Origin of the sequence: Brevibacillus sp. Leaf182 (assembly GCF_001423865.2) — a bacterium.
GTDB lineage: Bacteria > Bacillota > Bacilli > Brevibacillales > Brevibacillaceae > Brevibacillus > Brevibacillus brevis_C.
This window is the reverse complement of the sequence record NZ_LMPN02000018.1, coordinates 188,209-213,437: the sequence shown is the minus strand read 5'-3', so window position 1 is coordinate 213,437 and position 25,229 is coordinate 188,209. Positions and strand designations below refer to the sequence as shown.

Below are 25,229 nucleotides of genomic sequence, written 5' to 3'. Positions count from 1 at the left end.
AATCATGGCAGTCCAATTTATACTGGGACGGGCAGGAACGGGGAAGACAGAATCAATTCATCGGCAGATGCAAGCCCGGCTGCGGGAAAAGCCGTTGGGTTCGCCTATGATTCTGCTCGTGCCGGAACAGGCCAGCTTTCAGGAAGAGTATGCGCTCGCCACACTCCCAGAGCTAGGCGGTGTAATGGGGACACAAGTGCTCAGCTTCGGTCGATTGGCTCACAGGCTCATGCAGGAGCTGGGCGATCTGACTACCGTGCCTGTTGACGATCTGGGTAAGCATATGGTCTTGCGTATGCTTTTGGAGCGGCACAAGGAAGAGCTGAACCTATTCGGGCGCTCGGCGACACAGCCTGGGTTTGCTGCTCAGCTCGGTCGCTTGATTAGCGAGTGCAAATCGTATGGGGTATCCTTCACCCATTCCGAGAATGTGGAATGGGGAGGAGCCAATCTCAATCAAAAAATACATGACCTTCGCTTGATTATGAATGCCTACGAGGCTTACTTGTCAGAGGGGTATTGTGATGCAGACGACATCCTGAACCGAGTGGCAACGATGGTGCGTGATTCCACGTACATCAAGCAGGCTGAAATATTTATCGATGGCTTTACCGGGTTTACGAATCAAGAGCTGCGCTTGATCGAGCAGTTGATGCAGCACGCCAAGCAGGTGACGATTGCGCTGACGCTTGACCCGAATGAACGTGACGCCTCTGTGGATGAACTGGGGCTGTTCCATCCTACACTGCGAACATACCAAGCCTTGACACTGATGGCGCGTGAATCGGGTGTATCAATCGCCAAGCCGCTTTTATTGACCGAGGCACAGCGATTCAAGAGCAGTCCATGGCTACGTCAGGTCGAACAAGTGTATTTCCAATGGGGGGACCCGCCGATCCCAGATCAGCCCGGACGAGCGGACGAAGTGACGATGCTCTCAGCAGTGAACAGGCGGGCAGAGGTAGAGGCCGTGGCGCTGAAGCTCCTGACTCTGTCGAGAGAAGAGGGGTATCGCTGGAAGGACATGGCAATTTTGCTTCGGGAAATTGGGACGTACGCGGATGAGATTTCCGCTGTGTTTACCGAATACGGCATCCCGCACTTCTTGGACCAGAAGCGCTCTGTCATGCACCATCCCTTGGTGGAGCTGGTGCGCTCGGCATTAGAGGTCATTGTTACGAGGTGGCGATACGACGCTGTTTTCCGCTGTTTGAAAACAGACCTTCTCCTGCTGGATATCACCGATGAGCATACAGCCCGGAAGGAAATCGACCGACTGGAAAACTACGTGCTGGCTCATGGTGTCTTTGGCTATCAATGGGCAGAAGAATCTGCTTGGCATTTCCGCGGGCAGGCTGGTGCTGAGGAAGACGCGAGAATCGATGAGTTGAGACGCAAATACGCAGCGCCGCTCCTGTCCTTTGAAAAAGAGATGAAGCAAGCAACGGGCAAAAACGTACAGGAAATGACGCTTGCCCTGTACAACCTTCTGATCGCGCTGGATGTGCCTAACAAGCTGGAGCATTGGCAGCGAAAGGCGGAAAATGACGGCGATCTCGATGCAGCACAGGTGCATGGACAAGTATGGACAGGATTGATCGAGCTGATGGATCAGGTCGTGGAGGTCATGGGCGACGAGAGCATGGACCTGGCGACATTTGCCCGCGTGCTCGACAGTGGTCTGGAGACGATTGAATTGGGACTCGTTCCCCCGGCACTAGATCAGGTGCTGATCGGGGCTATGGAGCGCTCCCGTCAACCCGATGTCAAAGCTCTGTTTTTGCTTGGCGTAAACGAGGGCATTATTCCGTTGCGTCCAAAAGAAGAAGGGATTCTGGATGAGGCGGAACGTGAGCGACTGGCTGAAATGGGGATGTCTCTGGCACCGAGTGCGAAGCAACGGCTGATGGCTGAACCTTACCTGTTGTACCAGGCGATGACGAGACCGTCGGAGAGGCTGATCCTGAGCTGTGCGTTGGCGGATGAAGAGGGAAAGGCCTTGTTGCCTTCCTCTGTGTTTACCCGCATCCGTGAAGTGCTTCCGGATATTTTGCATCAGGTGTTTTACAATGAACCGACGGGGCAGCACGAGACAGATGCATTCCTGCTCGGACATCCGAGACGTGTGTTCCGCCATCTATTGACGCTATTGCGATCGATGAAGAAAACAGGAGAGCTGCCAGATTTCTGGTGGGAGGTATACGACTGGTATATTCGTGCTTCTTCCGAGGTCAAACGGGAGCAGTGGCTGTTGTCCGGCTTGCGCTACTTCAATCGACCGCAGGAGCTGGACTTGGAAACGAGCACGACCCTGTACGGAAAACAACTAAAAATGAGCGTGTCCCGTCTGGAGCGGTTCCAGTCATGTCCGTTCTCGCATTTCTCTTCCCATGGTCTCAGATTGTCGGAGAGAACGATGTACAAGCTGGAGCGTTTCGATGTGGGGGAGCTGTTCCATGCCTCACTCAAGCGAGCCGTTGAAAAAATGAACGAAGACAATCTGGAGTGGAGCAAGCTGACGGAAGACAATAGCATGCAGCTTGCAAACGTAGTGGTAGAAGAACTGGTTCCTGCGACTCGCAGTAGCATTTTGACGCGGACAGCCCGGTATCGTTATTTGTCTGGCAAGCTGAAGCGAGCAGTTGGCCGGGCGATTTACGTACTCGGGGAGCATGCGAAGCGCAGCCGTTTTGCCCCAGTAGGACTAGAGGTTTCGTTTGGGCCGAATTCAGATTTGCCGGGATTGGCTTTAACCCTTGAAAATGGCGTGGAGCTTCAGTTAATCGGACGGATTGACCGCGTTGACCAATCACTGGATAGTGAGGTCCCGTATTTGCGCGTGATTGACTACAAGTCCAGTCCCAAGCAGTTGTCTCTCTCCGACGTTTGGAATGGCCTGAACTTGCAACTGCTCGTCTATCTCGATGTCGTCGTGGCTAATGCCGAGGAATGGTTAGGGAAAAAAGCCGAAATGGGAGGCGTTTTCTACTATCAGGTAGCCGATCCTTTTGTGACGGCAAAACGCTTGCTGACGGCTGACGAGGCGGCAAAGGAGCGGGCAAAGCGATTGCGCATGAAAGGCTTGATGCTTGCAGACCCAGAGCTGGCTCGAATGATGGATGGCTATGTAGAGCAAGGGGCGTCAGAGCTGGTGCCATTTGAAATCAAAAAGGACGGAACGCTTTCGTCGCGATCATCCGTGGCAACAGCGGAGCAGTTCCAAGCCTTGACCTCCTTTGTTCGCGATACCGTGAAGCAAATCAGTACGCGCATGACCAACGGGGAAATCCAGATCGAACCGTACACGAACGGAACAATGACCGCTTGTGATTTCTGTTCGTACAAGCCAGTATGCAAATTTGACGGAGATGCGGGCGGGAATGAGCACCGACAGCTTGCCAAGTGGAACAACAAGCAAATATGGAGCATGCTGGCAGAGCAGCAGATGGCAGGAGAAGGAGGAATGACCGATGGTGGATCAACAATTGCAGGCCAAGCCTGAACAATGGACGGACGAGCAATGGCAAGCGATTATCCAGCGCGGGAATAATCTCCTGGTGGCAGCGGCAGCAGGCTCTGGGAAAACCTCAGTCCTGGTTGAGCGGATTATCCGACGTATCATGGACGAGAAGGACCCGGTTGGAGTCGATCAGCTATTGGTGGTGACCTTTACCAATGCGGCAGCCGCTGAGATGCGTCACCGGATTGGCGATGCCTTGCGAAAAGCATTGAAAGATGCCCCGCACTCTTCCCACCTGCGTCGACAACTGGCATTGCTCCAGCGGGCGACGATTACGACACTTCACTCGTTTTGCTTGGGGATTTTGCGCCAGTATTACTATCTGATTGAACTCGATCCTGATTTTCGCATTGCCGATCAGATGGAAGGGGAGCTTTTGCGGCAGGATGTCTTGGAGGAACAGCTCGAGAGCTGGTATGAGAATGACGCGGATTTTCATGCATTAGCTGATGTGATGCTGGACGGCCAGGACGATCATGCCCTTACCGTACTACTACTCCGGCTCTATGAGTTTTCGCGCAGTCATCCGGCACCAGAACAATGGCTCGGGGAAGCGGCAGGAATGTTTGCGGTTCACGATAAAAACGGTCTGGACGGACTCGTGTGGACCAAAAGCGTGCTGCGTTCTGTGGAGCTGGCACTCGGTGGAATGACAGCTAAGATGCGCAGGGCAGTTCTACTGGCTGGCTCACCGGAAGGGCCTGCTGGCTATTTGCCTTTGCTTGAGGCGGAAGCGGCTGCCCTGCATCGTGCAGCAGCGGCTTGCAAAGATGGCTGGGAAGCGACCGTTGAGGCTGTTCGAGGAGTTGTATTTGCCAAGCTGCCTCTTGTGAAAGGCACAGATCCGCTCGTGAAGGAGCAGGTGCAAGACCTGCGAAACAGTGTGAAAAAGGAACTGGCCGAGCAAATCGAGCAATACTTTTCTACGACAGCCGAGCAGTACGTCGCGGATTTGCAGCGGATTGCTCCTCACATGCAGACATTGGCTAGGCTGGTTACAGCATTTTCGGACGCTTTTCAATTGGAGAAGCGCTCGCGTGGCTTGGTTGACTTTGGCGACTTGGAGCATCTGGCTCTGCGTGTTCTAACCGAATCGAATGAGTCTGGGGAGACTGTTCCTTCGGCTATCTCGACCCAATTGCGTGAACAGTTCGCTGAAGTACTGGTAGACGAATATCAGGATATCAACCTCGTGCAGGAGACCATCTTGCAAATGGTTTCCCGAGATGGAGCGGATGGTCAGCCAGCGAATCGTTTCATGGTGGGGGATGTGAAGCAGAGTATTTATCGGTTCCGCTTGGCAGAGCCGAAGCTGTTTCTCGAAAAATATGTGACCTATCAAAAAGATGGTGATGCTGACGAAGCTTGCATCGGTCGGCGCATCGATCTGGCGGCGAACTTCCGCAGTAGAAGGGAAGTCGTAGATGCCGTTAACTTTTTGTTTCGCCAGATCATGTCTCACGGGGTAGGTGAGATCGGTTATGATCCTTCGGCGGAGCTGATCAACCGTGCGTCTTATCCTGAAGCACAACCGAACCGTTTGCAGGCAGAGATGCATCTGATTGACCGGAATACAGCGATAGCAGAAGAAGGTCAGGCGGTAGTTGCAGAGGCGTCAGATGAGAGCGAAGCAGGTATTCCCGAGGGAGAGTCGGGAGAGGAAGCGAGTGTTGCTCAACTGGAAGCACGACTAATTGCCAGCCGCATTCGTCGTTGGATGGAGCCAGGCGAGGGAGAAGAGCCACTGCTCGTTTTCGATAAAAAGGCTGGAGGAATGCGCCCGCTGGCCTATCACGATATCGTTATTTTGCTTCGTGCGACCTCAGGCTGGGGGCAGACGATGCAAGAGGAGCTGCACGCAGCAGGAATTCCTGTGTATGCGGAGCAGACTGCGGGTTATTTCGCGGCGACTGAGGTAGAAACGATGCTCTCCTTGCTGCGTGTCATTGACAACCCGCTTCAAGACATTCCATTAGCAGCTGTATTGCGGTCTCCTATCGTCGGCTTGCGGGAGGAGCAACTTGCTCAAATCCGCATTCACTACGCAACAGGGCCGTTTCACCAAGCGGTACTCCAATATGCAGAGGAACGCCCGGCCCAAGAGCCTTGGAAGAAAAGGCTGCGACAGTTTTTTGTCCGATTGGAGCTATGGCGGACAGAGGCTCGCAGAGGTGCTTTATCAGAGCTGCTAACGATGCTGTATCGGGAGACAGGCTATCTCGATTATGTGGCGGCTCTGGAAAACGGTCAGCAGCGACAGGCCAACTTGCGTGCGCTCTATGATCGTGCGAGACAATACGAAGCTGGCTCCTATCGTGGCTTGTTCCGCTTTTTGCGCTTTGTCGACCGTTTGCAAGAAGCGGGCAATGATATGGGCGAAGCAAGAACCATCGGGGAAAACGAGGACGTTGTACGCATCATGACGATCCACAAAAGTAAGGGGCTGGAGTTCCCTGTAGTTTTTGTGGCGGGTATGGGCAAGCAGTTTAATACGATGGATTTGAAAAGTCAGTTTTTGCTGCATAAAGATCTGGGCTTTGGACCGCTGGCTGTTGAGCCCTCTATGCAGCTACGCTATCCGAGTCTGGCTGCGCTGGGTATCCGGCAAAAGCTGCGCCGGGATATGCTGGCAGAGGAAATGCGTGTGCTTTATGTGGCTTTGACGCGTGCACGCGAGAAGCTCATTCTTGTCGGTTCATCCAAGGATCTCGCAAAAAGTGTGACAGATTGGGGCAGACAGGATGACAGCGAGCGGCTCAGTGACGAAGACTTGATTCAGGCAAAGGGATATCTGGACTGGGTGGGGCGTGCGATGCTGCGACATCCTGGTGCGGGATTGCTACGGGCATATCCGGAGCAACAAGGCTCAGGAGAAGTCGTGAGAGTCAGAAGTGTGCCGGATGATTCGGTTTGGTCGTTTCACTTCTATCAGGCAGATGAGCTCCGTGCCCAAGGAGAGTCAACCAACGACGAGGTGTCTCTGTGGGAGCGCATGACCAGACGAGAGGCGATCGTGGAACGACCGTCTGATGACACTTTGCGAGAGATTGTCGACAAGAGATTAGGATGGCAGGACCCACATCCAATTGCGCCACGCGTAGCTGCAAAATGGAGTGTCAGCGAACTCAAGCGACATGCCAAAGTCAGCAAAGGCGGTCAATCCTTCACACTTCCGTCCATTACGGAAAAGCCAAAGTTTTTGTCTGAGCAAAAATCCAGTCGACTGACAGCAGCAGAAAAAGGGACAATCACACACTTAGTGTTCCAGCATCTCGATTTGAAGCGTCCGCTGGATGAAGCAGATATTCGGGAGCAAGTGACGGCACTGGCGGCACGCCGCTTTTTGACTGACGAGCAGGTACAAGCAGTAGATGTTCCCCAGATCGCCCGATTCTTCGCTGATCCTTTGGGGCAGCGAATGAAGTCAGCGGCGGTCGTGTATCGTGAATTGCCATTTACCCTCGTGCTGCCTGCATATGAAGTAGAAGCGGAGTTAGGTAAAGAAAGCGACGAGCAGGTTGTCGTACAAGGAGTCATTGATTGCCTGTTGGAGGAGCAGGATGGCAGCCTCGTCCTGATCGATTTCAAGACAGATTGGATGGCAAAAGAGGCAACTGCCGCAGCCATCGAAGAGATGAAAAGAAGATACGAAGGCCAGATCAGGCTATACGTCCGGGCGATCAAGCAGATCATCAAGCCAAAAGGGAACGTGTCTAGTTATCTTTATTTACTCTCAGGTGGATTCTCACTTTCGTTTTCGGATGAAAGCATGGATTAGTTTGTTGGACCGCAGGGTTATAGCTCTGGCGGTCTTTTTGTTTATTAGAGCTGCTGTGGTGGGGGAAGAAGCTTTTGGCTAACTGCTTGAAAATAGATTCAAGGAAGCTGCTTTGAAATGCCCCCATTATGATCTAAAGCGGTAAGAGATCAAAGTTGTACGAAAGTCCTGTCACATGTTTGGAAGGAGACTGCCCGAACGAAGAGAGGATACAGGCGACTGGAAAACATGTGGCAGGGCTTCACCCGACCGCTACCGTTAGAGTGCAACTGAGAATTTTACAAAATGCGAACATATGCGCTATAATCAGTTAAAATTTTCCTAATCTACCTAATCATCAAACAAAGGGTGAACTCCATGAAGATGTTTTTCCAGTATAACTGGCAGGTACGGGACGAGTGGATGGAATGGTGTAAGCAGCTTCCACCAGAAGAATTGCTGCACGAGCGTACAGGTGGGGCTGGCACGATTTTGTACACCTTGTTTCACATTGCTGACGTCGAGTATAGCTGGCTTCGGGGTGTACAGGGGAAGCCTGATATTCAGGTATCGTACGAAGATTACAGGTCACTGGAAAAGGTAAAAGTACTGTCAGATACATGGCGCATGGAATTACGAGATTTTATCGAGAATTGGTCAGATGAGATGGAGAACGAACCTGTAAAGGTGGAGTGGGATAATGAGATTCACACAAAGGGCGAGCTGCTTCGCCATGTCATCGCCCACGAGATTCATCACATGGGGCAATTGTCCATTTGGGCGAGAGAGCTTGGGATTGCACCTGTTTCCGCTAATGTCATTGGGCGCGGATTAGCACACAGGTAGCCATGACAAACCTCGATCCGAGCTGCGCCAGTGCATAATTTTCCTCTTAACGGACCATACTCCAACTGTTTTCAAACACGATTGGAAGTGAATGACCCGCTTGGGAGGTCGCACATGATGTCATGGAAAAATCAGTTGCTGAGGAAAAAGTCGGTTACGCAAATGCTGGAACATGTGGATAAAAATGAAAGCTCTCTCAAAAAGTCATTAGGTGCTTTTGACCTGACAATGCTCGGGATCGGCGCGATCATGGGAACAGGGATTTTTGTGTTAACGGGAGTTGCCGCAGCCTTGCACGCTGGACCAGCACTTGTTTTGTCATTTGTTATTGCGGCACTTGCCTGTGTGTTTGCCGCACTCTGCTATGCAGAATTTGCGTCGACTGTTCCGGTGTCGGGAAGCGCTTATACATACAGCTATGCGGCATTTGGCGAGTTTGTCGCCTGGATGATTGGGTGGGACTTGATTCTCGAATACGGAGTGGCTTGTGCAGCGGTGGCAAGCGGATGGTCGGGGTATGCCCAGGGATTGCTAGCCGGGTTTAACATCCACTTGCCGCATGCGCTCACAAGTGCGTTTGATGCATCGAAAGGAACGATCACCGATCTACCTGCGGTCCTCATCATTGTCATCATTACAGCTTTGTTGATGAAGGGAACGAGAGAGTCAGCGAGCTTGAATACCATCATGGTGTTGATAAAACTAACGGTAGTTGTCCTGTTCCTCGTCGTTGGGGTCATGTATGTCAAGCCGGAAAACTGGAGTCCATTCATGCCGTTTGGTTTTGCGGGAGTAGCGACTGGTGCCGCCACGGTGTTTTTTGCTTTTATCGGGTTTGATGCGGTGTCTTCTGCGGCCGAAGAAGTGCGCAATCCCCAGCGCGACATGCCGATCGGGATCATCTCTTCCTTACTCGTGTGCACGATTTTGTACATTGCCGTCTCACTGACATTGACAGGGATTGTTCCGTACAAATTGTTGAATGTCAAAAACCCGGTCGCGTTTGCACTCAGTTATGTCAATCAGGACTGGGTAGCAGGCTTCATTTCGTTGGGAGCCATTGTCGGAATCACGACCGTTTTGTTAGTCATGATGTATGGACAAGCCCGGATGTTTTTTGCGATGAGTCGAGATGGCTTGCTCCCCGAGGTCTTCTCGCACGTACATCCCCGCACACAGGTACCACAAAAGAGCACGCTCGTCGTAGCAGCATTAGTAGCAACCTTCGGTGGATTATTACCCCTCTCCAGCTTGGCCCAGCTCACCAATATTGGAACGCTGTTTGCTTTTATTTTGGTCTCGATTGGGCTAGTTGTATTACGCCGTACTCATCCGCAATTACCGCGGGCTTTTCGCGTCCCATTTGTTCCGTTTGTTCCCTTGCTCTCGGTTCTCTTTTGCGGATATCTCGTTTTTAACCTGCCGCTGCTTACCAAGTTCGGTTTTCTCGGTTGGCTGTCGGTCGGAGCGATTGTTTATTTCCTATACGGGCGCAAACACAGTCGATTGGCAACAAAAGACGACTCCTCCCCAACTTAAATGACAGGTTCATCCGTTTAGGCATGTTCTACGTGAGCATGTCTTTGTTTGCTATCTGACAAAGCGATCCCATTCATGGTAGAGTAATAGCAACCAAAATGACGAGGGAGGGCAGGCTATGAAGCGAAAAAGAGCAGATCGACCTGGTTGGAGACGTGTCAAGCGATTGGGCTACCAGCAAAAATGGGTAGAATCTTTATCTTTCTCAGGGTACACTGTCCGCCTGACTCTGGATGAAGTAAGTGAGCCTGCCTACATGCCTGTCGGGGACAAAACTCTGTGTGTGGGCGATAGAGGATATGTGTACTTGCAGTATTTTCCCCATGGTCAAGCTTATGCCGTTACGAAAATGATGGATGAGTTAGGGAATACCGTGCAATGGTATATCGATATTTGCCGGGGACATGGCAAGGATGAGAACGGGCATATCTGGTATGACGATTTGTACCTCGACATCGTGGTACTGCCGACAGGAGAAGTATACCTGCTTGATCAGGATGAACTCGATGAGGCGCTGATAAAAGGAACTATCACGAAAGAGGATCATCAGTTTGCCACAGAGACGGCTGATGGCATGCTACACGATATTTTAGCGGGGAAACGCGATGCCTTTGACTTTCCGAATTTCTTTGCATAAACGTATGGAAGAACGAAGGCGGTTGTCGCTTTCGTTCTTTTTTTGGTCGACGTACCGCATTTTGGAGTGGAGTCGGAGGCTCGGAGCTTGTCCTAGTCCAAAATAACCATATTTTTATTTCGTGTAAAAAACTGTATGTTACGCCTAAAAAATGAAATACGATTTTTATGAACAAACAACCCATGTAGGAGGAGAAGTATGAAGAGATTAGTTCAATCCTTACTCGCAGTAACACTCATGTTCAGTTTAACGCTAAACAGCAACAGCGTATCAGCAAAATCGGAGAAAGAAGAGCTTGGTGTACCGAATCAGTTCCTTGATGATGAGCAGCTAGAGGAAAATGACGCGAAATTCAAAAGTGAATACCAACTTGATAGCACGTATATTTCCGACGACCTAATCAGTTTTCCAAAGCCTGGGGATGTGTTCGTATCAGTTTCTAATCCTATTATTGCGCAGACAGATGTTCCTACAAACATTCGACCTGCGCTAACATTCCCGGTGCCAATTACTTTTGACAATGATCCGTCAACAGTAGTATCGCTCTATAAGGTTGAAGGAAAATCACCAGTCAGCGGAAAATTGGAGATTAGAAATAACACACTCTATATTCGTCCTGACAAGACTTTGGAATCCAATACGAAATATGCGATCGAAATTGACAAAGGAGCAATTGTAAGCACCATTGATTCTACTAAATCGATCGATAAGTATTTATTACAGTTTGTGACCAGCAACAACGAAGCGCCTATAGTAATCGATGTAAAGCCGTATGGAGAGGAAACAAAAGTGGATGTAGATGCGGTTATTACAATTAAGTATGATCGCAAAGTGATAAGTGGAACAAAGAAATTCCTATTAATGAATGACAATGGTGCGAAGGTTCCTGCAACTTTTACTGTCAGTAATGACACTGTAACGATCCAACCGAAAGCGCCTTTAAAAAATAATGTAGAGTACTACATAGATGTAGCCCAAGGAGCAGTAAAGGATACATCAGGGAATGAAAGCTATAAATATTTTTCCTTGTTTTCAACAGGCACCCCATCTGGTGGATGGGATGATCTAGAATTTGGTGACCTTTCAACAGAGGTTGAGTAGAAAAAGCATCTTCTTCTGACACCTCTGTTGCGACTGTTACTGGAAAGGGCAACAAGTGTATAGGGTGAAATGTTAAAGATAGAAGGGTTGTCTCTATTCCAGAGACGGCCCTTTTTTCATTCATTCCTGAATCCCTCCTACGACTTCTTTGTTTACAATCGTTACAGGGATGTTTGAGTTTGAAAGGATGTCTCGCATACATGAGAAAGCGGCAGTCTGGGACGAGAAAATAAAGTCCCAGACTGCCGCGGGCCATTACATCTCACCTGGCGTTTTCTGCCCGATAGGGGGGATATGCCGAAGCTTGATCACGGTGAGTATGGCGATAGTGATCATGAGCCCGCCGCTAACGACCACAACAGCATGCATGCCGTCGGTAAATGCAATCTGGGCGCCATGAAGAAGTGTTGAACCAATAGGTTCGGGTAAAGCTTTAGCCGCCGAGACTGCCCCAGCCAGACTTTCGTGGGAGGCTCCGGATGTTAACGTCGTAACCCCTTTCGGTATGAAGCCAGCAATTTGAGTGCGGTACACGTATGTTCCGATACTGCCTAATACAGCGATACCAAGTGCGAATGCGAATTCACCGCTCGTTTGCAGCAAGGACGCTGCCGAACCCGCTTTCGCTGGCGGGGCCGAGCCGATAATTAGATCGCTGGACAAGCTCGCAAACGGGGCTACTCCCACATTAAAAAAGATATAACCGACAATCAGGGTAGAGAGCCCAGACCCCATCTCTACCTGGGATAGTAAAATACAACCAGTCGCCGAGACGGCAAGGCCTGCCCCGATAAGGTGCGACGGTCGAACTCGCCGAGCGATGATCGGCGACAACAACATACCCGCCATCGACGCAACCACTCCCGGAAGCATGCACATCGCTGCTGCAAGCGGAGATAGTCCTTCCACAAATTGAAGATGCTGTGCGATGAAGAGCATGGAAGCGCCTGTCAAAGTGATGCCGAACAAGCCGCCCAGTGCCGTGCTGAAGGCGGGGTTTTCAAATAGGCGCAAGTCCATTAGCGGACTGTCCAAACGTTGCTGCCGTCTTACAAATAACATCCCGAAAACAACTCCAGCCGCGATGGCAATGAGCGGCAAAGTCTGTAGACCTTGCTTAGCGATTTCCTTTAGCCCGAATATTGCTGGTAGAATGGTACACATCGACAGCATGACGCTAGTCATATCCAAATGACCAGGTGCGGGATCCCGATATTCGGGCAGAAGATGGGGCGCAGTCAACAATAGCAGCGCCATGACTGGAACACCGAGTAGAAAAATCGAACCCCATGAAAACTGCTCCAGCATCATTCCGCCGACTACTGGGCCAAGCGCCATGCCTCCCATGGAGCACATGAACCATATGCCTATGGCGAGGGCACGTTGCTTATGATCACGGAACATATTGCTGATTAAAGCCAGGGACGAAGGCGATACCGTCGCCCCGGCTATGCCGAGCAGCGCCCGTGCTGCAATCAGCATTCCTGAGGTGCTGGAATAAGCGGCCAACACCGAAGCCGAACCGAATGCTGCTGCGCCGATCATCAGCAGTTTACGGCGGCCGAGCCGATCCCCGAGCGAGCCCATCGTGATCAGAAACCCCGAGAGCATGAAGCCGTATATGTCCATGATCCAGAGCTGTTCTGTACTGTCAGCGCCGATAGAGACGCTTATGTGAGGAAGTGCGAGAATCATGACGGACAAGTCTATCGAAACGAGCAGTGCAGGCAATGAAAGCACGGCAAGTCCAATCCATTCGTTCAAACCGGCCCGGTTACTCGATTCAAGCGCAGCATCTTTCATTGGCCGTCCAGAACCTTTCCGAGCTTATCCAACATCACCTTTGTTCCGTGCTCACGTTGTTCAGGCGTATCGAGACCGTCCAGAAAAACGCCCTGCTCGGTATAGATCAAGCGCGTGCCGCCGTCCACGGAATCGAATTCCACCGTCGTCACGGAAACAGACATCCGCTTGTCTTCCATGTCCAGCGTGTATGAGTATACAATTCGCCTATTCTGAACGATTTCCTGATAGCAGGCATCGAATGTGTAAACGGGTCCCCCAGGAGGACCACCGCGATTGAATTCGTGGCCGCCGACGCGGAAGTCGAACTCTTCAGCTTTAGGAAACCAACCGGCTTTGGCTGCTTGACCCGCCCATGCAGCGAATACACGGGCAGGGGAATGCTTATAGTTTCGTTCGATGACAAATGTGGAATGTTTGGCAGATCTTTCACTCACAGTCGAAACCTCCTTGTCCGGGTTCTTCCGGATGCTCATCTAAATATTCACCAAGTCGGTCGAGGTGGCGATCCATACTCGATTTTCTCTCGGCGAAAAATTTCTCATGGTTCATTCTCATCGTCCGTATGATGTTCATGAAATGCTCAACGGTAAACGGCTCGTTCCTTTGCATCCGACTCGATACATTCTCAAGCTCATGCAAGAGTTTCTGCTGCATGCGGATACTTTCTTTCAGGCTGTCTATTTGAATGGTAACGATGTCTGACAGGCTGAGTTGGTCTCCGGTCATAACGGCTTTAATCTGCTCCAGCGATAGCCCCAACTCCTTTAAGGACAAAATTTGCTGTAGGCGTGAAATGTCCTTTTCGGTGTAGAGTCTGTATCCGGATGGCGAATAGCCGGATGGTGAAAACAAGCCTATCTGATCGTAAAAACGTAAAGTTCGTATCGTAATTCCCGCCATTTTCGCAAGTTCTCCGACTTTCCAATGTTGTTTCATGATCAGCCCCTTTCTTGATCGCTAGCGTTTCACCGGTAATTTCACTATAAACCGTTACGTTACGTAATGGTCAAGGAGCCTTTTGAAGTTTTTTCCAATGCGAAAGTGAACTTTCCCGTTAGCGTTTCATAACCCTAAGTTTAAAACTTTATTTTCTCGAAATATTTCTAAGCCCCTTCTTCCTGCTTTTTTGTTTACAATGGATACAGATTGTTGAATTGGTTTGAAAGGATGTCGTACATGAGTAAAACAGTTGTACTGGCAGAAAAGCCTTCGGTTGGACGCGACATTGCCAAAGTATTGCAATGTCACAAAAAAGGAAACGGCTTTTTTGAAGGAGATAAATATATTGTGACATGGGCGCTCGGGCATTTGGTCACCCTCGCTGATCCAGAAGCGTACGGGCAGCAATTCAGCTCGTGGCGAATCGAGGATTTGCCGATTATGCCGTCCCCATTGCGCTTGGTCGTGATCAGGGAAAGCAACAAGCAATTCCAGGTCGTCAAACAACAAATGAGACGCAACGATGTCGGGCAGATCGTCATTGCGACGGATGCAGGGCGTGAAGGAGAGCTCGTCGCCCGGTGGATTCTCGAGCTGGTTCACGTGAATAAACCAATCAAGCGTCTGTGGATTTCCTCGGTGACAGATAAGGCGATCCGCGAAGGCTTCCGCAATTTGAAGGATGGCAAAAACTATGAAAACTTGTTTGCCTCCGCCGCTGCTCGTGCAGAAGCAGACTGGCTCGTAGGAATCAATGCCACCCGCGCCTTGACCTGCAAGCATAACGCCCAGCTCTCTTGCGGTCGTGTCCAGACGCCAACACTCGCCATTGTGGCAACGAGAGAAGAAGAGATTCGTCGCTTTACGCCCAAGCCATTTTACGGCCTGTCCGCGTTGGCCCAAGGTCCGATTCAGCTCCAATGGCAAGATCAGCAAACGAAGGATTTCAAAACATTTTCCAAGGAGAAAGCGGATCAGCTAATAGCCGCTCTCAAACAGGAGAAAAACGCAGAAGTCATCGAGATTACTCGTGCGCACAAAAAGACGTATGCTCCTCAACTGTACGATTTGACGGAGCTGCAACGAGATGCCAACCGGATGTTTGGCTACTCACCAAAGCAGACGCTGTCCATCATGCAAGGGCTATATGAGCATCACAAGGCAGTGACGTACCCACGAACGGACTCTCGCTATCTCTCTGCTGATATCGTCGAGACGCTGCCGGATCGAATCAAGGCTGTCCAAATGAAGCCATATGCGCCCCTCGCCGCCAGAATCCTGCGTGCACCGATCAAAGCGAACAAATCGTTCGTGGATGACAGCAAAGTATCGGACCACCATGCGATTATCCCGACGGAGCAAGCTGTTTTTCTCGGTGATTTGAGCGATAAGGAACGCAAAATTTTTGACCTCATCGTGAAGCGCTTCCTGGCCGTGTTGTTGCCTGCCTTCGAATACGAGCAAACAACCATTCAGGCGAAAATCGGGAATGAAACGTTCCTGGCAAAAGGAAAAACCGTGCTCTCCCAAGGCTGGAGAGAGGCGTATGACCACGATGTAGAAGACGACGATGCGAAGGACGGCGTAAAGGAACAGATTTTGCCTTCTCTTGCGAAAGGAGATCGCCTGCAAATCCAGTCGATATCCCAGACCAAGGGCGAGACGAAGCCGCCAGAGCCATTTACAGAAGCGAGCCTGCTGTCTGCGATGGAAAACCCGGCGAAATACATGGCGAACGAGAGCAAGGATTTGATCAAAACGATAGGGGAAACAGGCGGAATGGGTACAGTAGCAACCCGCGCGGATGTCATCGAGAAGCTGTTCAACAGCTTTTTGCTAGAGAAGCGCGGCAAGCATATTTTTGTTACCGCAAAAGCCAAGCAGTTGCTAGAGCTCGTCCCAGATGAAATGCAGTCGCCGACCTTGACCGCCCAATGGGAGCAAAAGCTCGGTGCCATCGCCAAGGGCAGCTTGAACAAGCGAGCGTTTATCGAAGAGATGAAATCGTACGCCAAAGAAGTCGTCCAGCAGATCAAGAATAGCGATCAGACTTTCCGGCACGACAACCTGACCAGAAGCAGGTGCCCGGAGTGCAATAAGTTTTTGCTCGAGGTAAACGGAAAGCGCGGCAAAATGCAGGTGTGCCAGGATCGGGAATGCGGTTATCGCAAAAGCATTGCCAAGCAGACCAATGCCAGATGTCCAAAATGCCACAAAAGATTGGAGCTGCGCGGAGAAGGGGAAGGACAAACCTTTGTCTGCGCGTGTGGACACAAGGAAAAACTGAAGACCTTCCAGGAGCGTCGGGATAAGGAAAAGGGCAGCAAGGTTTCGAAGAAAGAAGTAGCCAAGTATTTGAAGGGGCAAGACAAGGAGCAGGATGAAGGAATCAACTCAGCGTTGAAAGACGCACTGTCCAAATTAAAGTTCGACTAAAAAGCGTGAAACAAAAGGCGGCCGACCATTCCAGTCAGCCGCCTCCTTCTGTTTACTTTTTCTCCAGCACAGCAAAGTAATTGTCTTCATCGTCTGCGAAGTTAAAGACGCGGCCAGAAGGCATCGTAACAATGTCTCCAACCTTCACATTTTTATTCATGAGGTCGTTACGCAATTCCTCGATATTTTCTGAAAAGAGCAGGAGTGAAGGAGTGCCAAGATTCATTCCGGGCGACATTTTCGCAACGAATTCCTTATTGTGCAGAACGATGCTTGTTTCAGCGCCTTGAGCGGGAGCAATTTCAATCCATCTCATTTCACCGTTCTTCTCTTCTGAAACAACACGGAACCCTAGCTTTTCCGTCCAAAAGTTCACTGCTTGATCCTGGTTATTGACATACAGCATGATTTGACCGACTTTGCTAATCATCATAGACATTGTTCACTCCCTACATGGTAGTTAAAAACCCGATGCTCCTAATTCTTTCCATCCCGACGGTATTGATACCCGATGCCAACGGGCTTGTCTAGCTTGTCTTCATCATAGCATGAAGAATCAGACAGGATTTCTTTTCAATTGCGCATTTTCGAAAAAGGAATTGCATTTCGTAAAAGAGGAGCATATACTCACAAGTAAAAGTGAGTAATCACTCGCTTATCTAAAAAACTTATCTCAAGCCTAGTTCTGTGGCTTGTTTTTTCACACAAAAATGAAAGTGATTACTCACTCTATTATGTAGGTAGGGGGAAGCGGTTATGAAACCAGTTGTTCGCTCTATTTGTATCGGGGGACTGTTACTGGCATTGTCGGGCTGCAATTGGACATCCGACAATCATCCGTCTCTGTCTGGCACAATCGAGGCCATCGAGCTGCCGATCGTAGCTGAAGTAGGCGGATTGGTGACAAACGTTACGGCAGAAGAGGGAGATGCAGTAAAAAAAGGACAAGTGCTGGCCCAAATCGATAAACGAAGCTACCAAATGACTGTGGCAGAAGCACAGGCGGCACTGGACCAAGCGACAGCCAGACTGGAAGAGGCGAGAGCGGGTTCACGGGACACGACGATCCAAAGAAGTATAGCCAACGTCCAGCAAGCAAATGCGAATATTCAACTGGCACAAGCGAGAAAAAATCAGGCGGAAGCAGGAAAAGCACGTGCTGCTGAGCAGATGACGCAGGCAGAATCGCAATGGCAGGGGGCGCAGCAGACCCTGTTGTATCAACAAAAAAGGCTCGAGGAAGCAACAGCGCTTTTCGAAAAAGGAGCGATCTCTGTCAAAGACCTCGACACACAAAAAGAAGCAGTGAATCAGGCAAAAACACAGACAGATCAATGGGCGGCACAAGTAGCGCAGACACAGGCACAGTACCATTCTGCACAAGAAGACATCGCTGCTGCTGCGGCCCAAATCGGTACAGCCCAAGCCGCGCAAGCCGGAGCGCAGGCGGATCTCGACCAGGTGAAGGAAGGGAGTACCGATTACGCGATTCGGGCACTGCTCGCCGCACAGCAGCAGGCGAAAGCGAAACTGGATCAAGCCTTATTGCAGTTGGAAAAGTCCAAGATTACAGCAACAGATGATGGTACACTCTTGCGCTCCTCTATCGAACAGGGGGAAGTAGCCAAAACAGGTGCCACCTTGTTTACGATGATGAAGCCAGATCAGCTCGAGCTCGTCGTGTACATCCCGGAAGCACAATTGAATCAGGTGAAAAAAGGACAAAAGGTTGGCATCAAGGTGGATGCCTATCCGCAAGAGACGTTTACGGGAACGATCAGTCGCATCTCTGAAAAGGCAGAGTTTACGCCGAAAAATGTACAGACACCGGATGAACGCACCAAGCTTGTGTTCGCTGTTACGATCCATATCTCAGATGGACTCGACAAAATCAAACCAGGTATGCCTGCCGATGTGCTGCTGGCAGACGAGGAGGGAGGTCAATGAGCGCCGCTATCCAATGCGAGCAGTTGACGAAGCGTTTCGGTGATCGAGTAGCTGTGAACAGCCTGACACTGACGGTTCCGCGAGGTTCGATTTACGGTTTTTTGGGTCCGAATGGTTCAGGGAAATCGACCACAATCCGGATGCTTTGTGGCTTGTTGACCCCGACGACGGGAAAGGGGACGGTTCTTGGCTTCGATGTCATGACACAGAGCGAGGAAATCAAGCAAAGGATCGGCTATATGTCACAAAAGTTCAGCCTGTATGAAGATTTGACAGTGGAAGAGAATCTCGATTTTTATGCCGGGGTTTATCGATTACGTGCAGCAGAACGCAAGGAGCGGAAAGCGGAACTGATTGAGATGGCAGGCCTGACAGGCAGGGAAAAGCAGCTTGCGGGATCGCTGTCAGGGGGATGGAAGCAACGCCTCGCGCTCTCCTGCGCTCTTTTGCACAAGCCGGAGCTGTTGATTTTGGACGAACCGACAGCAGGAGTCGATCCTGTTTCTCGTCGGATTTTTTGGGACGTCATTCATGAACTGGCGAGACAGGGGATCACCGTGCTGGTGACCACACACTATATGGATGAGGCGCAGACATGCGATTGGATCGGCTTTATCTTTTTCGGCAATCTGCTGGCGGAAGGCACTCCACAAGCGTTGATCGATCGTATGGGAGTAGGCAATCTGGAGGATGTCTTCATCGATCTGGTTAGGCAGGAGGAAGCCAGACAGGCGGCGGAGGAGGGAGCCAGATGAGGCATTTTGTCTGGGAGCGTTACTGGTCTGTCGTGAAGAAGGAAGTCATCCAAATCAAGCGGGATCGTCCCAGTCTGGCGATTGCACTGGTCATGCCGCTGATGCTGTTGTTTTTGTTCGGATATGCGGTGAATACAGACGTCAATGACATCCAGATGGCCGTCTGGAATCAAAGCCCTTCTGCTGCCAGTCGAGAGCTGGTGGATCAGTTCGTCCATACACGCGTATTCGAGGTGGCAGCCCATGTAAGTAGCTACAGGGAGATCGAAGCCATGCTGGACGATGGCTCCGTAAATGTTGCGCTTATTATCGGGCCGGACTACACCCGCAAGCGTGATCGAAACGAGTCGGTAGATGTGCAGATGCTGATTAATGGTTCCGATCCGAATATCGCCCGGACTGCCACTTCTCAAGCCCAGTTGATCGTCCAACATCAAGCGATCACATTGCAGGAAATAAAGCTGCAAAAACAAGGATTGGGGGAGCTGGAACAGCCACTCGGCTTGGATACACGCGTGCTGTTTAACCCCAATATGGAGAGTATCGTCTTCAATATTCCTGGCTTGATCGGCTTGATAATGCAAAACGTCACGATGATTCTGACGGCGTTTTCCCTCGTACGTGAAAAGGAGCGAGGAACGATGGAGCAGTTAATCGTGACTCCGATCCGCCCATTGGAGCTGATGCTCGGCAAAATTACCCCCTATGTAGGTGTAGGTCTCTTTTCGTTTTGTCTAGTGCTCTTGGTTGGAACGTATTGGTTCGGGGTCCCGGTCAAAGGCAGCATTTCGCTTCTGGTGACTTTGTCTATCTTGTTTTTGGTGACGACGCTTCTCTTGGGCATTTTCATTTCTACGGTGGCAAAGACTCAGCTTCAAGCGATGCAAATGGCATTCGCTTTTATTCTGCCTAGTGTGCTTCTCTCCGGCTTTATGTTCCCGCGCGATTCGATGCCGCTCGTGATACAATGGTTAGGCGGGCTCGTCCCGTTGACCTATTTTCTGGAAATCTTGCGAGGAATTTTCTTAAAGGGCGTGGACATCGATGCGCTCTGGAAGGATGTCGTCGGAATGAGCGGTTTTTGTCTCTTGATCCTGACAGTCGCTATCCTGCGATTCCGCAAGAAGATCGAATAAGAGGAGCGTAATGGGTGATGAACAAGCCGCCAACATTTGTAGAGGGCCTGTTGCAATATGTAGAAGAGTTGAAAGATGAGAGTGAGATGACGGAGAAGCAGCGTAATATTTTGCGTGCATCGGTGAAGCTGTTCGCCGAAAAGGGCTTTCATGCCAGCTCCACCTCTGAAATTGCCAAAGAAGCAGGAGTGGCAGAGGGAACGATTTTTCGCCACTACAAATCGAAAAAGGATATTTTACTTGCCGTCGTTGCACCAGTATTGGTCAAGTTCGCGGCGCCGTTTATCTTGAAGGATGTCCGTGAGATCTTCAAAGAGCAGAATAAAAAGACATTCTCCCAAATCGTGACAGAGCTGTACCGAAACCGGATCGACCTGGTGCTGGCGAATGAAAAGCATATTCGCATTTTGCTGCAAGAAGCCTTTTTCCATGACGAAATCAGGGAAGCACTCATCGCTACCGTTTTCACGGGTGTGAAGGAGATGGCAAATAAGCTGATCGAGGCAAAGGGCGAGGTAGGCGAATTGCGTCCGCTCCCGACACAGGCTGTCTTCCGGGCGATCCTGTCCTCGATGATCGGGCTCGTTCTGTTCCGGCAAGTTTTGGATACCGATGAATTTACACAGTTCAGCGATGATGAGCAAATCGCTCTGACCGTAGATATTTTGCTTAACGGGATTGGAAATCACTCTATCTAAAAATTTTTATCGATAAGTGAACATTTTTCTCTCTATTTGGGTATAGAAATCCCTTCTGGGAATGGTATAATTGCAAACAACTTTTTGCTGTTTTTGATTATGGAGGAGAGTAAACCATGCAATTGTTATCAGAGAGAGAATGGCTCGCGTATCGAGAGAAAAACAAAGATCGTGCGCGCATGCTGATTTCTTGCCCGGACCGCGCGGGTATCGTCGCGGCGGTGTCGAACTTCTTGTTCCAACAGGGAGCCAACATCGTTCAGTCTGACCAGTACACGACCGATCCGGAAACAGGCCGATTCTTCATGCGCATTGAATTCGATCTCATCAATCTGGACGAGCGCTGTGAAGAGATCAAGCAAGCATTCAGCCCTGTTGCCGAGAGCTTTGGCATGGAATGGTCGCTGGTGGAAGCGAACAAGCGCAAGAAGGTCGCGTTGTTTGTTTCCAAAGAAGATCACTGTCTTTTGGAGCTCTTGTGGCGCTGGAAGTCCGGGGAGCTGTTCGCGGATATCGCGGTTGTCGTCAGCAACCATCCTGACATGCAGGAGACAGTCGAGTCCTTCGGCATTCCGTATCGCTGCATTCCAGTCACGAAGGATAACAAGCCGCAGGCAGAAGAGGAGCAGATTGCAGCGGCGGAGGGTGTTGATCTGATCGTTCTGGCTCGCTACATGCAGATTTTGTCCCCGCGCTTTTTGGAGGACTATGCGATGCGGATTATCAATATCCACCATTCCTTCCTCCCTGCTTTTGTCGGAGCGAAGCCTTACGAGCAGGCGTACCGTCGCGGCGTGAAGCTGATCGGAGCGACTGCGCATTACGTCACGGAAGAGCTGGACGCAGGACCGATTATCGAGCAAGACGTTCAACGTGTATCGCACCAGGAAGACGTCGAGGCACTGAAGCAGTTGGGACGTCAGGTAGAGCGTACGGTGCTTGCACGTGCGGTTCGTTGGCATCTGGAGGATCGGGTGCTGGTGTACGGTAACAAGACGATTGTGTTCCCATAAGCGTTGCGTATAAAGAAGAGGCTATTCCTTTGAGGAAAAGCCTCTTTTTTCGTTTTGATTCGTCTTATTTTCAAATCAGTTTCTCACGCTTTACCAACTCCAGAAACTGAGTAACAACAGGCCGCTGTTCTGTCTCATCGTCACGCGTGCAGACATACAACGGACGCTTGATCTCTACCCCTGATACGGTTACACGACCGACCTCACCCTGCTCTACCATTTCCCTGACGGCCAGAGCAGGAGCCAACATCGTCCCATATCCCGCACGAACGGAGTGGATGGATTCAACCAGACCGTGATACTGAATACCGACCTGTGGACGTTTCACACCATGCTCGCGACAGAGGGCAAAAAGCCAATCGCGGGTCGAACTGCCTTGCTCCCGCAACAAAAATGGTTCCTCCACGAGCTGCTCCATACGGATTTCTTTTCCTGCAAGCGGATGATGGGCGGGCAAAATAAACCAATAGGGTACATCCATCAAGTGATGCCGATTGATAGGCAGCTCATCCCACGATTCTTTGAGAATAACGGCCACATCGACCTCGCAGCTAAGAAGCAGCTCGATGGATTGCATGGAATTACGCGTGCGAATTTCTACATCGACTCCTTCATAATTGCGCTTGTACTGAGCCAGCCATTGTGGCACGAGATAATGCGAGGGGAGATAGGTAGAAGCAATCCGTAGTCGTCCTTTCTTCCCTTGTTTGATTTCTGTTAGCTGTGATTCGATTTCCCGTTCCCAGTCGTAAATGCGGCGTGCTTTTTCAAAAAGAAAGCGCCCCTCATAGGTGAGAGCAATACCGCGACCATCCGGGATGAGCAAGGTCATGCGCCATTCATTTTCGAGCTTGCGGATTTGGGCACTTACGGCAGGCTGGCTGATCGAGAGTGCGATTGCTGCTTCGGTGACACTGCCTCGTGACGCTACTTCTACAAAAATGCGGAGTGCATGTAAGTTCATCCTGTACCTCGATTCATAACTTTTGTTTATGAGTAATAGATAAAGATGTATTAGAAATGATGAGTGATTGCGCGTAAGGTATAGCTCAGAAAGACGTAAAAACGAGTAGAGAGAAGGATCAGGAGATGAGAGAAGTCAGTGGAAAGACACAAGTCGTGGCAGTCGCACTGGTGACAGCATTGTGCATGATAGGGGATTCGATGCTGTATGTGGTGCTTCCTCTTTTCTGGAAGGAGGCTGGATTAACATCGCTGTGGGAAGTGGGGGTATTGCTTGCGGTGAACCGCTTCATCCGCGTACCACTCGGCCCTCTTGTTGGAAAATGGTATGAGCGCTCAGGAGGACGCACGGGTTTGATTGTGGCAGTGGTGTTGGCTTTTCTGACGACGCTTTCGTACAGCTTGGAAGGCTTTTGGCTGTGGCTTCTGATGCGATGCTTGTGGGGAGTAGCTTGGACCTTTTTAAGGCTAGGTGCATTTTCGTTGATCGTGACCGTTTCTGAAGGGCATAATCGCGGGCAACTCATGGGCTTGTACAACGGATTGTATCGCTTGGGCAGTCTTGGCGGCATGCTGGTCGGAGCACTACTGGCCTCTTGGTACGGGCTTTCTGTTGCTGCTATTGTACTTGCGGTGCCTTCCTTGTTCGCGTTCATTCTTGTTTTTCGCTATATACGCCCTTCCTTTACCAATCAGCATCTGGCAGACGTGAAGCCGATGGATGCAGGAAAACGCTTGTGGAGTCAGGTGCAGGTACTGTTGACACTGACGACGGCATTGCTTGTCACGATGGTGTACCAGGGGGTGTTTACCTCCACGTTAAGCAGAGTGGTCGAAGTACGTGAACCGTTTATCATGATGGGCGGAGTCGTGCTGGGGGCAGCAGTAATTGCAAGTGTGATCCAAGGAATCCGCTGGGGGTGGGAGCCGTGGGCGGCCCCATTGGTAGGCAAATTGTCGGACAGGCATGGCCGGACGAATCTATTCATCGGGACGTTGCTAGTCGCCTCCATTCTGTTTGCCTCGTTGCAAGCAGCATCTTCGCTTTTGCTATGGTTTGCAATTTTATTCGGCATCCAGTTGACCGCGACGATTATCACGACCGTGATAGATACCCTTGCGGCTGATGAAGCCGCGAGACAGGCCAACAGCCAAGCAGTAATGACACAGTATTCAGTCGTGAGTGATCTGGGCGCGGCGTTGGGGCCGCTCCTTGCTTTCTGGCTAGATGAACACGTAGGTCTGGGTCCCATGTACACCGGAATAGCGATCATCTTGCTTCTGGTTGGTCTTGTATGGCTGTGGCGACCGAAGCTGGTCAAGATGGAAAGCGCTTCTTGATGGTTGTCATGACGTGAGCAATGGCTGCCTCCTTGTCAGGACCGTGGAGCAGCATATGGTTCGAATGCTCGTACCAGGTGATTTGCGGGGAGGCAGATTCGTCTACACTGGTTGCGAGTATTTGTGCGCTCACGGCGTGTACAGTATCGTCTCGCCTTGCTTGCAGCAGAACGTAAGGGGTCGTAATTTGAGGCAAAAGCGGCTTCGTTTCTGCCAACAGCCTGCGAAATTGCAGCATGCTGCTAAAAGGGATTCTGCCGATGCCGTGTATATAGCGTTTGGAGTGGGTAGAGAAATCCTCACGCAAATAGTGCATTGCCTCTTTGACGTCCCAATATTTATAAGGGGTGTTGATCGTAAACAGCAGGGCGACAGGGTATTTTGTCGTCAAGTGAAAGGCTAGCAGTCCCCCCATGGAAAATCCGATGACCACGATAGTGTCAGCGCGCATGGACAGTCGCTTGTAGCCTTCTTCTGCCGAGCGGAGCCAGTCGTGGCGGGTGCTTTTTGCCATGTGTCGACGAGTAGTCCCATGTCCCTCCAAGGTAGGGCATTCCACCTGATAGCCAGCCTCGCGGAGCTTTTTGGCGAGTGGGAGTATATCGTTGATGTCTCCGGCAAATCCATGGATGAGTAAGCAACCGACTGTTCCTGACATGGAATCTCTTCCTCTCAGATACTGGGAAATTTGATGGATCATCCATATTATATACGAAAAGGTGAGAAAGAGGCGACCGCGCAAGTGTGCTATCACCGAGCAAAAAAGGAAAGAAAAAGCGACTCCACGCAGATGCG

At 50.6% G+C, this 25,229-nt stretch carries 19 protein-coding genes; 13 read left to right on the top strand and 6 right to left on the bottom strand.

The genetic code is table 11. From position 1 onward, the window contains the following. Positions 1 to 4: 4 nt before the first annotated feature. The 6 genes from addB (at position 5) to ASG16_RS08755 (ending at position 11,400) form a co-directional block, all read left to right on the top strand. The gene (addB, locus tag ASG16_RS08780) at positions 5 to 3,502 is read left to right on the top strand and encodes a helicase-exonuclease AddAB subunit AddB (RefSeq protein ID WP_056492205.1); all 3,498 of its coding nucleotides are present in this window, start codon (positions 5 to 7) and stop codon (positions 3,500 to 3,502) included. After that, a complete protein-coding gene (addA, locus tag ASG16_RS08775) occupies positions 3,471 to 7,298 on the top strand; it encodes a helicase-exonuclease AddAB subunit AddA (protein WP_056492202.1) in 3,828 nt (1,275 codons plus the stop codon). Before addB ends, addA begins: the two co-directional genes overlap by 32 nt. A gap of 357 nt (positions 7,299 to 7,655) precedes the next feature. After that, complete coding sequence (locus ASG16_RS08770) at positions 7,656 to 8,123, top strand: DinB family protein (protein WP_056492199.1); 468 nt, start codon at positions 7,656 to 7,658, stop codon at positions 8,121 to 8,123. A gap of 117 nt (positions 8,124 to 8,240) precedes the next feature. After that, on the top strand, positions 8,241 to 9,662 hold the full coding sequence (gene bcaP / locus ASG16_RS08765; protein WP_056492196.1) for a branched-chain amino acid transporter BcaP: 1,422 nt from the start codon (positions 8,241 to 8,243) through the stop codon (positions 9,660 to 9,662). Between the two features lie 118 nt (positions 9,663 to 9,780). Then, positions 9,781 to 10,299, top strand: coding sequence for a ribonuclease FAU-1 family protein (locus ASG16_RS08760; RefSeq protein WP_056492194.1), 519 nt, complete (start codon positions 9,781 to 9,783; stop codon positions 10,297 to 10,299). Between the two features lie 198 nt (positions 10,300 to 10,497). After that, positions 10,498 to 11,400 (top strand): Ig-like domain-containing domain, encoded by a 903-nt coding sequence (locus ASG16_RS08755; protein ID WP_056492191.1) that lies wholly within the window; start codon positions 10,498 to 10,500, stop codon positions 11,398 to 11,400. 255 nt (positions 11,401 to 11,655) lie between these two features. Here ASG16_RS08755 and ASG16_RS08750 read toward each other — a convergent pair whose 3' ends face one another. The 3 genes from ASG16_RS08750 to ASG16_RS08740 are packed head-to-tail and all read right to left on the bottom strand — an operon-like array spanning position 11,656 to position 14,142. Further along, positions 11,656 to 13,203 carry an MFS transporter gene (locus ASG16_RS08750; RefSeq protein WP_056492188.1) on the bottom strand — a complete coding sequence of 516 codons (1,548 nt, stop codon included), beginning with the start codon at positions 13,201 to 13,203 and terminating at the stop codon, positions 11,656 to 11,658. Further along, positions 13,200 to 13,640: an SRPBCC family protein gene (locus ASG16_RS08745; RefSeq protein WP_056492185.1), complete on the bottom strand. Its 441-nt coding sequence runs from the start codon at positions 13,638 to 13,640 to the stop codon at positions 13,200 to 13,202. Before ASG16_RS08745 ends, ASG16_RS08750 begins: the two co-directional genes overlap by 4 nt. Continuing rightward, complete coding sequence (locus ASG16_RS08740) at positions 13,633 to 14,142, bottom strand: MerR family transcriptional regulator (RefSeq protein WP_056492182.1); 510 nt, start codon at positions 14,140 to 14,142, stop codon at positions 13,633 to 13,635. Before ASG16_RS08740 ends, ASG16_RS08745 begins: the two co-directional genes overlap by 8 nt. Positions 14,143 to 14,382: 240 nt before the next feature. Between ASG16_RS08740 and ASG16_RS08735 the strand changes: the two genes are divergently transcribed. Further along, positions 14,383 to 16,581, top strand: coding sequence for a DNA topoisomerase III (locus tag ASG16_RS08735; protein WP_056492179.1), 2,199 nt, complete (start codon positions 14,383 to 14,385; stop codon positions 16,579 to 16,581). A gap of 52 nt (positions 16,582 to 16,633) precedes the next feature. Here ASG16_RS08735 and ASG16_RS08730 read toward each other — a convergent pair whose 3' ends face one another. Next, complete coding sequence (locus tag ASG16_RS08730; RefSeq protein WP_173629214.1) at positions 16,634 to 17,011, bottom strand: VOC family protein; 378 nt, start codon at positions 17,009 to 17,011, stop codon at positions 16,634 to 16,636. Positions 17,012 to 17,337: 326 nt separating this feature from the next. Here ASG16_RS08730 and ASG16_RS08725 point away from each other — a divergent pair, with 326 nt between their 5' ends. From ASG16_RS08725 to purU, 5 genes are all read left to right on the top strand, one after another. Then, positions 17,338 to 18,528 (top strand): HlyD family secretion protein, encoded by a 1,191-nt coding sequence (locus ASG16_RS08725; protein WP_056492177.1) that lies wholly within the window; start codon positions 17,338 to 17,340, stop codon positions 18,526 to 18,528. Continuing rightward, positions 18,525 to 19,283 carry an ABC transporter ATP-binding protein gene (locus ASG16_RS08720; RefSeq protein ID WP_056492174.1) on the top strand — a complete coding sequence of 253 codons (759 nt, stop codon included), beginning with the start codon at positions 18,525 to 18,527 and terminating at the stop codon, positions 19,281 to 19,283. The genes ASG16_RS08725 and ASG16_RS08720 overlap by 4 nt, the downstream gene beginning before the upstream one ends. Further along, positions 19,280 to 20,419, top strand: coding sequence for an ABC transporter permease (locus tag ASG16_RS08715; protein ID WP_056492170.1), 1,140 nt, complete (start codon positions 19,280 to 19,282; stop codon positions 20,417 to 20,419). Before ASG16_RS08720 ends, ASG16_RS08715 begins: the two co-directional genes overlap by 4 nt. Before the next feature lie 17 nt (positions 20,420 to 20,436). Beyond that, the gene (locus tag ASG16_RS08710; protein WP_056492167.1) at positions 20,437 to 21,117 is read left to right on the top strand and encodes a TetR/AcrR family transcriptional regulator; all 681 of its coding nucleotides are present in this window, start codon (positions 20,437 to 20,439) and stop codon (positions 21,115 to 21,117) included. 116 nt (positions 21,118 to 21,233) lie between these two features. Continuing rightward, positions 21,234 to 22,130, top strand: coding sequence for a formyltetrahydrofolate deformylase (gene purU, locus ASG16_RS08705; RefSeq protein WP_056492164.1), 897 nt, complete (start codon positions 21,234 to 21,236; stop codon positions 22,128 to 22,130). Between the two features lie 70 nt (positions 22,131 to 22,200). Here purU and ASG16_RS08700 read toward each other — a convergent pair whose 3' ends face one another. After that, a complete protein-coding gene (locus tag ASG16_RS08700; protein ID WP_056492161.1) occupies positions 22,201 to 23,094 on the bottom strand; it encodes a LysR family transcriptional regulator in 894 nt (297 codons plus the stop codon). 125 nt (positions 23,095 to 23,219) lie between these two features. On the opposite strand from ASG16_RS08700, the gene ASG16_RS08695 reads away from it, so the two are divergent. Further along, complete coding sequence (locus ASG16_RS08695) at positions 23,220 to 24,434, top strand: MFS transporter (protein ID WP_056492158.1); 1,215 nt, start codon at positions 23,220 to 23,222, stop codon at positions 24,432 to 24,434. Here ASG16_RS08695 and ASG16_RS08690 read toward each other — a convergent pair. Next, entirely contained in the window at positions 24,412 to 25,176 is a 765-nt protein-coding gene (locus ASG16_RS08690; RefSeq protein ID WP_082517264.1) for an alpha/beta hydrolase, read from the bottom strand. The two genes, ASG16_RS08695 and ASG16_RS08690, sit on opposite strands and share 23 nt — an antisense overlap. Between the last annotated feature and the right edge of the window lie 53 nt (positions 25,177 to 25,229).

Bases quoted from the DNA above. Each gene is read 5' to 3' on its own strand.
- addB (WP_056492205.1), top strand. From the start codon at position 5: ATGGCAGTCCAATTTATACTGGGACGGGCAGGAACGGGGAAGACAGAA.
- addA (WP_056492202.1), top strand. From the start codon at position 3,471: ATGGTGGATCAACAATTGCAGGCCAAGCCTGAACAATGGACGGACGAG.
- ASG16_RS08770 (WP_056492199.1), top strand. From the start codon at position 7,656: ATGAAGATGTTTTTCCAGTATAACTGGCAGGTACGGGACGAGTGGATG.
- bcaP (WP_056492196.1), top strand. From the start codon at position 8,241: ATGTCATGGAAAAATCAGTTGCTGAGGAAAAAGTCGGTTACGCAAATG.
- ASG16_RS08760 (WP_056492194.1), top strand. From the start codon at position 9,781: ATGAAGCGAAAAAGAGCAGATCGACCTGGTTGGAGACGTGTCAAGCGA.
- ASG16_RS08755 (WP_056492191.1), top strand. From the start codon at position 10,498: ATGAAGAGATTAGTTCAATCCTTACTCGCAGTAACACTCATGTTCAGT.
- ASG16_RS08750 (WP_056492188.1), bottom strand. From the start codon at position 13,203: ATGAAAGATGCTGCGCTTGAATCGAGTAACCGGGCCGGTTTGAACGAA.
- ASG16_RS08740 (WP_056492182.1), bottom strand. From the start codon at position 14,142: ATGAAACAACATTGGAAAGTCGGAGAACTTGCGAAAATGGCGGGAATT.
- ASG16_RS08735 (WP_056492179.1), top strand. From the start codon at position 14,383: ATGAGTAAAACAGTTGTACTGGCAGAAAAGCCTTCGGTTGGACGCGAC.
- ASG16_RS08730 (WP_173629214.1), bottom strand. From the start codon at position 17,011: ATGATTAGCAAAGTCGGTCAAATCATGCTGTATGTCAATAACCAGGAT.
- ASG16_RS08725 (WP_056492177.1), top strand. From the start codon at position 17,338: ATGAAACCAGTTGTTCGCTCTATTTGTATCGGGGGACTGTTACTGGCA.
- ASG16_RS08720 (WP_056492174.1), top strand. From the start codon at position 18,525: ATGAGCGCCGCTATCCAATGCGAGCAGTTGACGAAGCGTTTCGGTGAT.
- ASG16_RS08715 (WP_056492170.1), top strand. From the start codon at position 19,280: ATGAGGCATTTTGTCTGGGAGCGTTACTGGTCTGTCGTGAAGAAGGAA.
- ASG16_RS08710 (WP_056492167.1), top strand. From the start codon at position 20,437: ATGAACAAGCCGCCAACATTTGTAGAGGGCCTGTTGCAATATGTAGAA.
- purU (WP_056492164.1), top strand. From the start codon at position 21,234: ATGCAATTGTTATCAGAGAGAGAATGGCTCGCGTATCGAGAGAAAAAC.
- ASG16_RS08700 (WP_056492161.1), bottom strand. From the start codon at position 23,094: ATGAACTTACATGCACTCCGCATTTTTGTAGAAGTAGCGTCACGAGGC.
- ASG16_RS08695 (WP_056492158.1), top strand. From the start codon at position 23,220: ATGAGAGAAGTCAGTGGAAAGACACAAGTCGTGGCAGTCGCACTGGTG.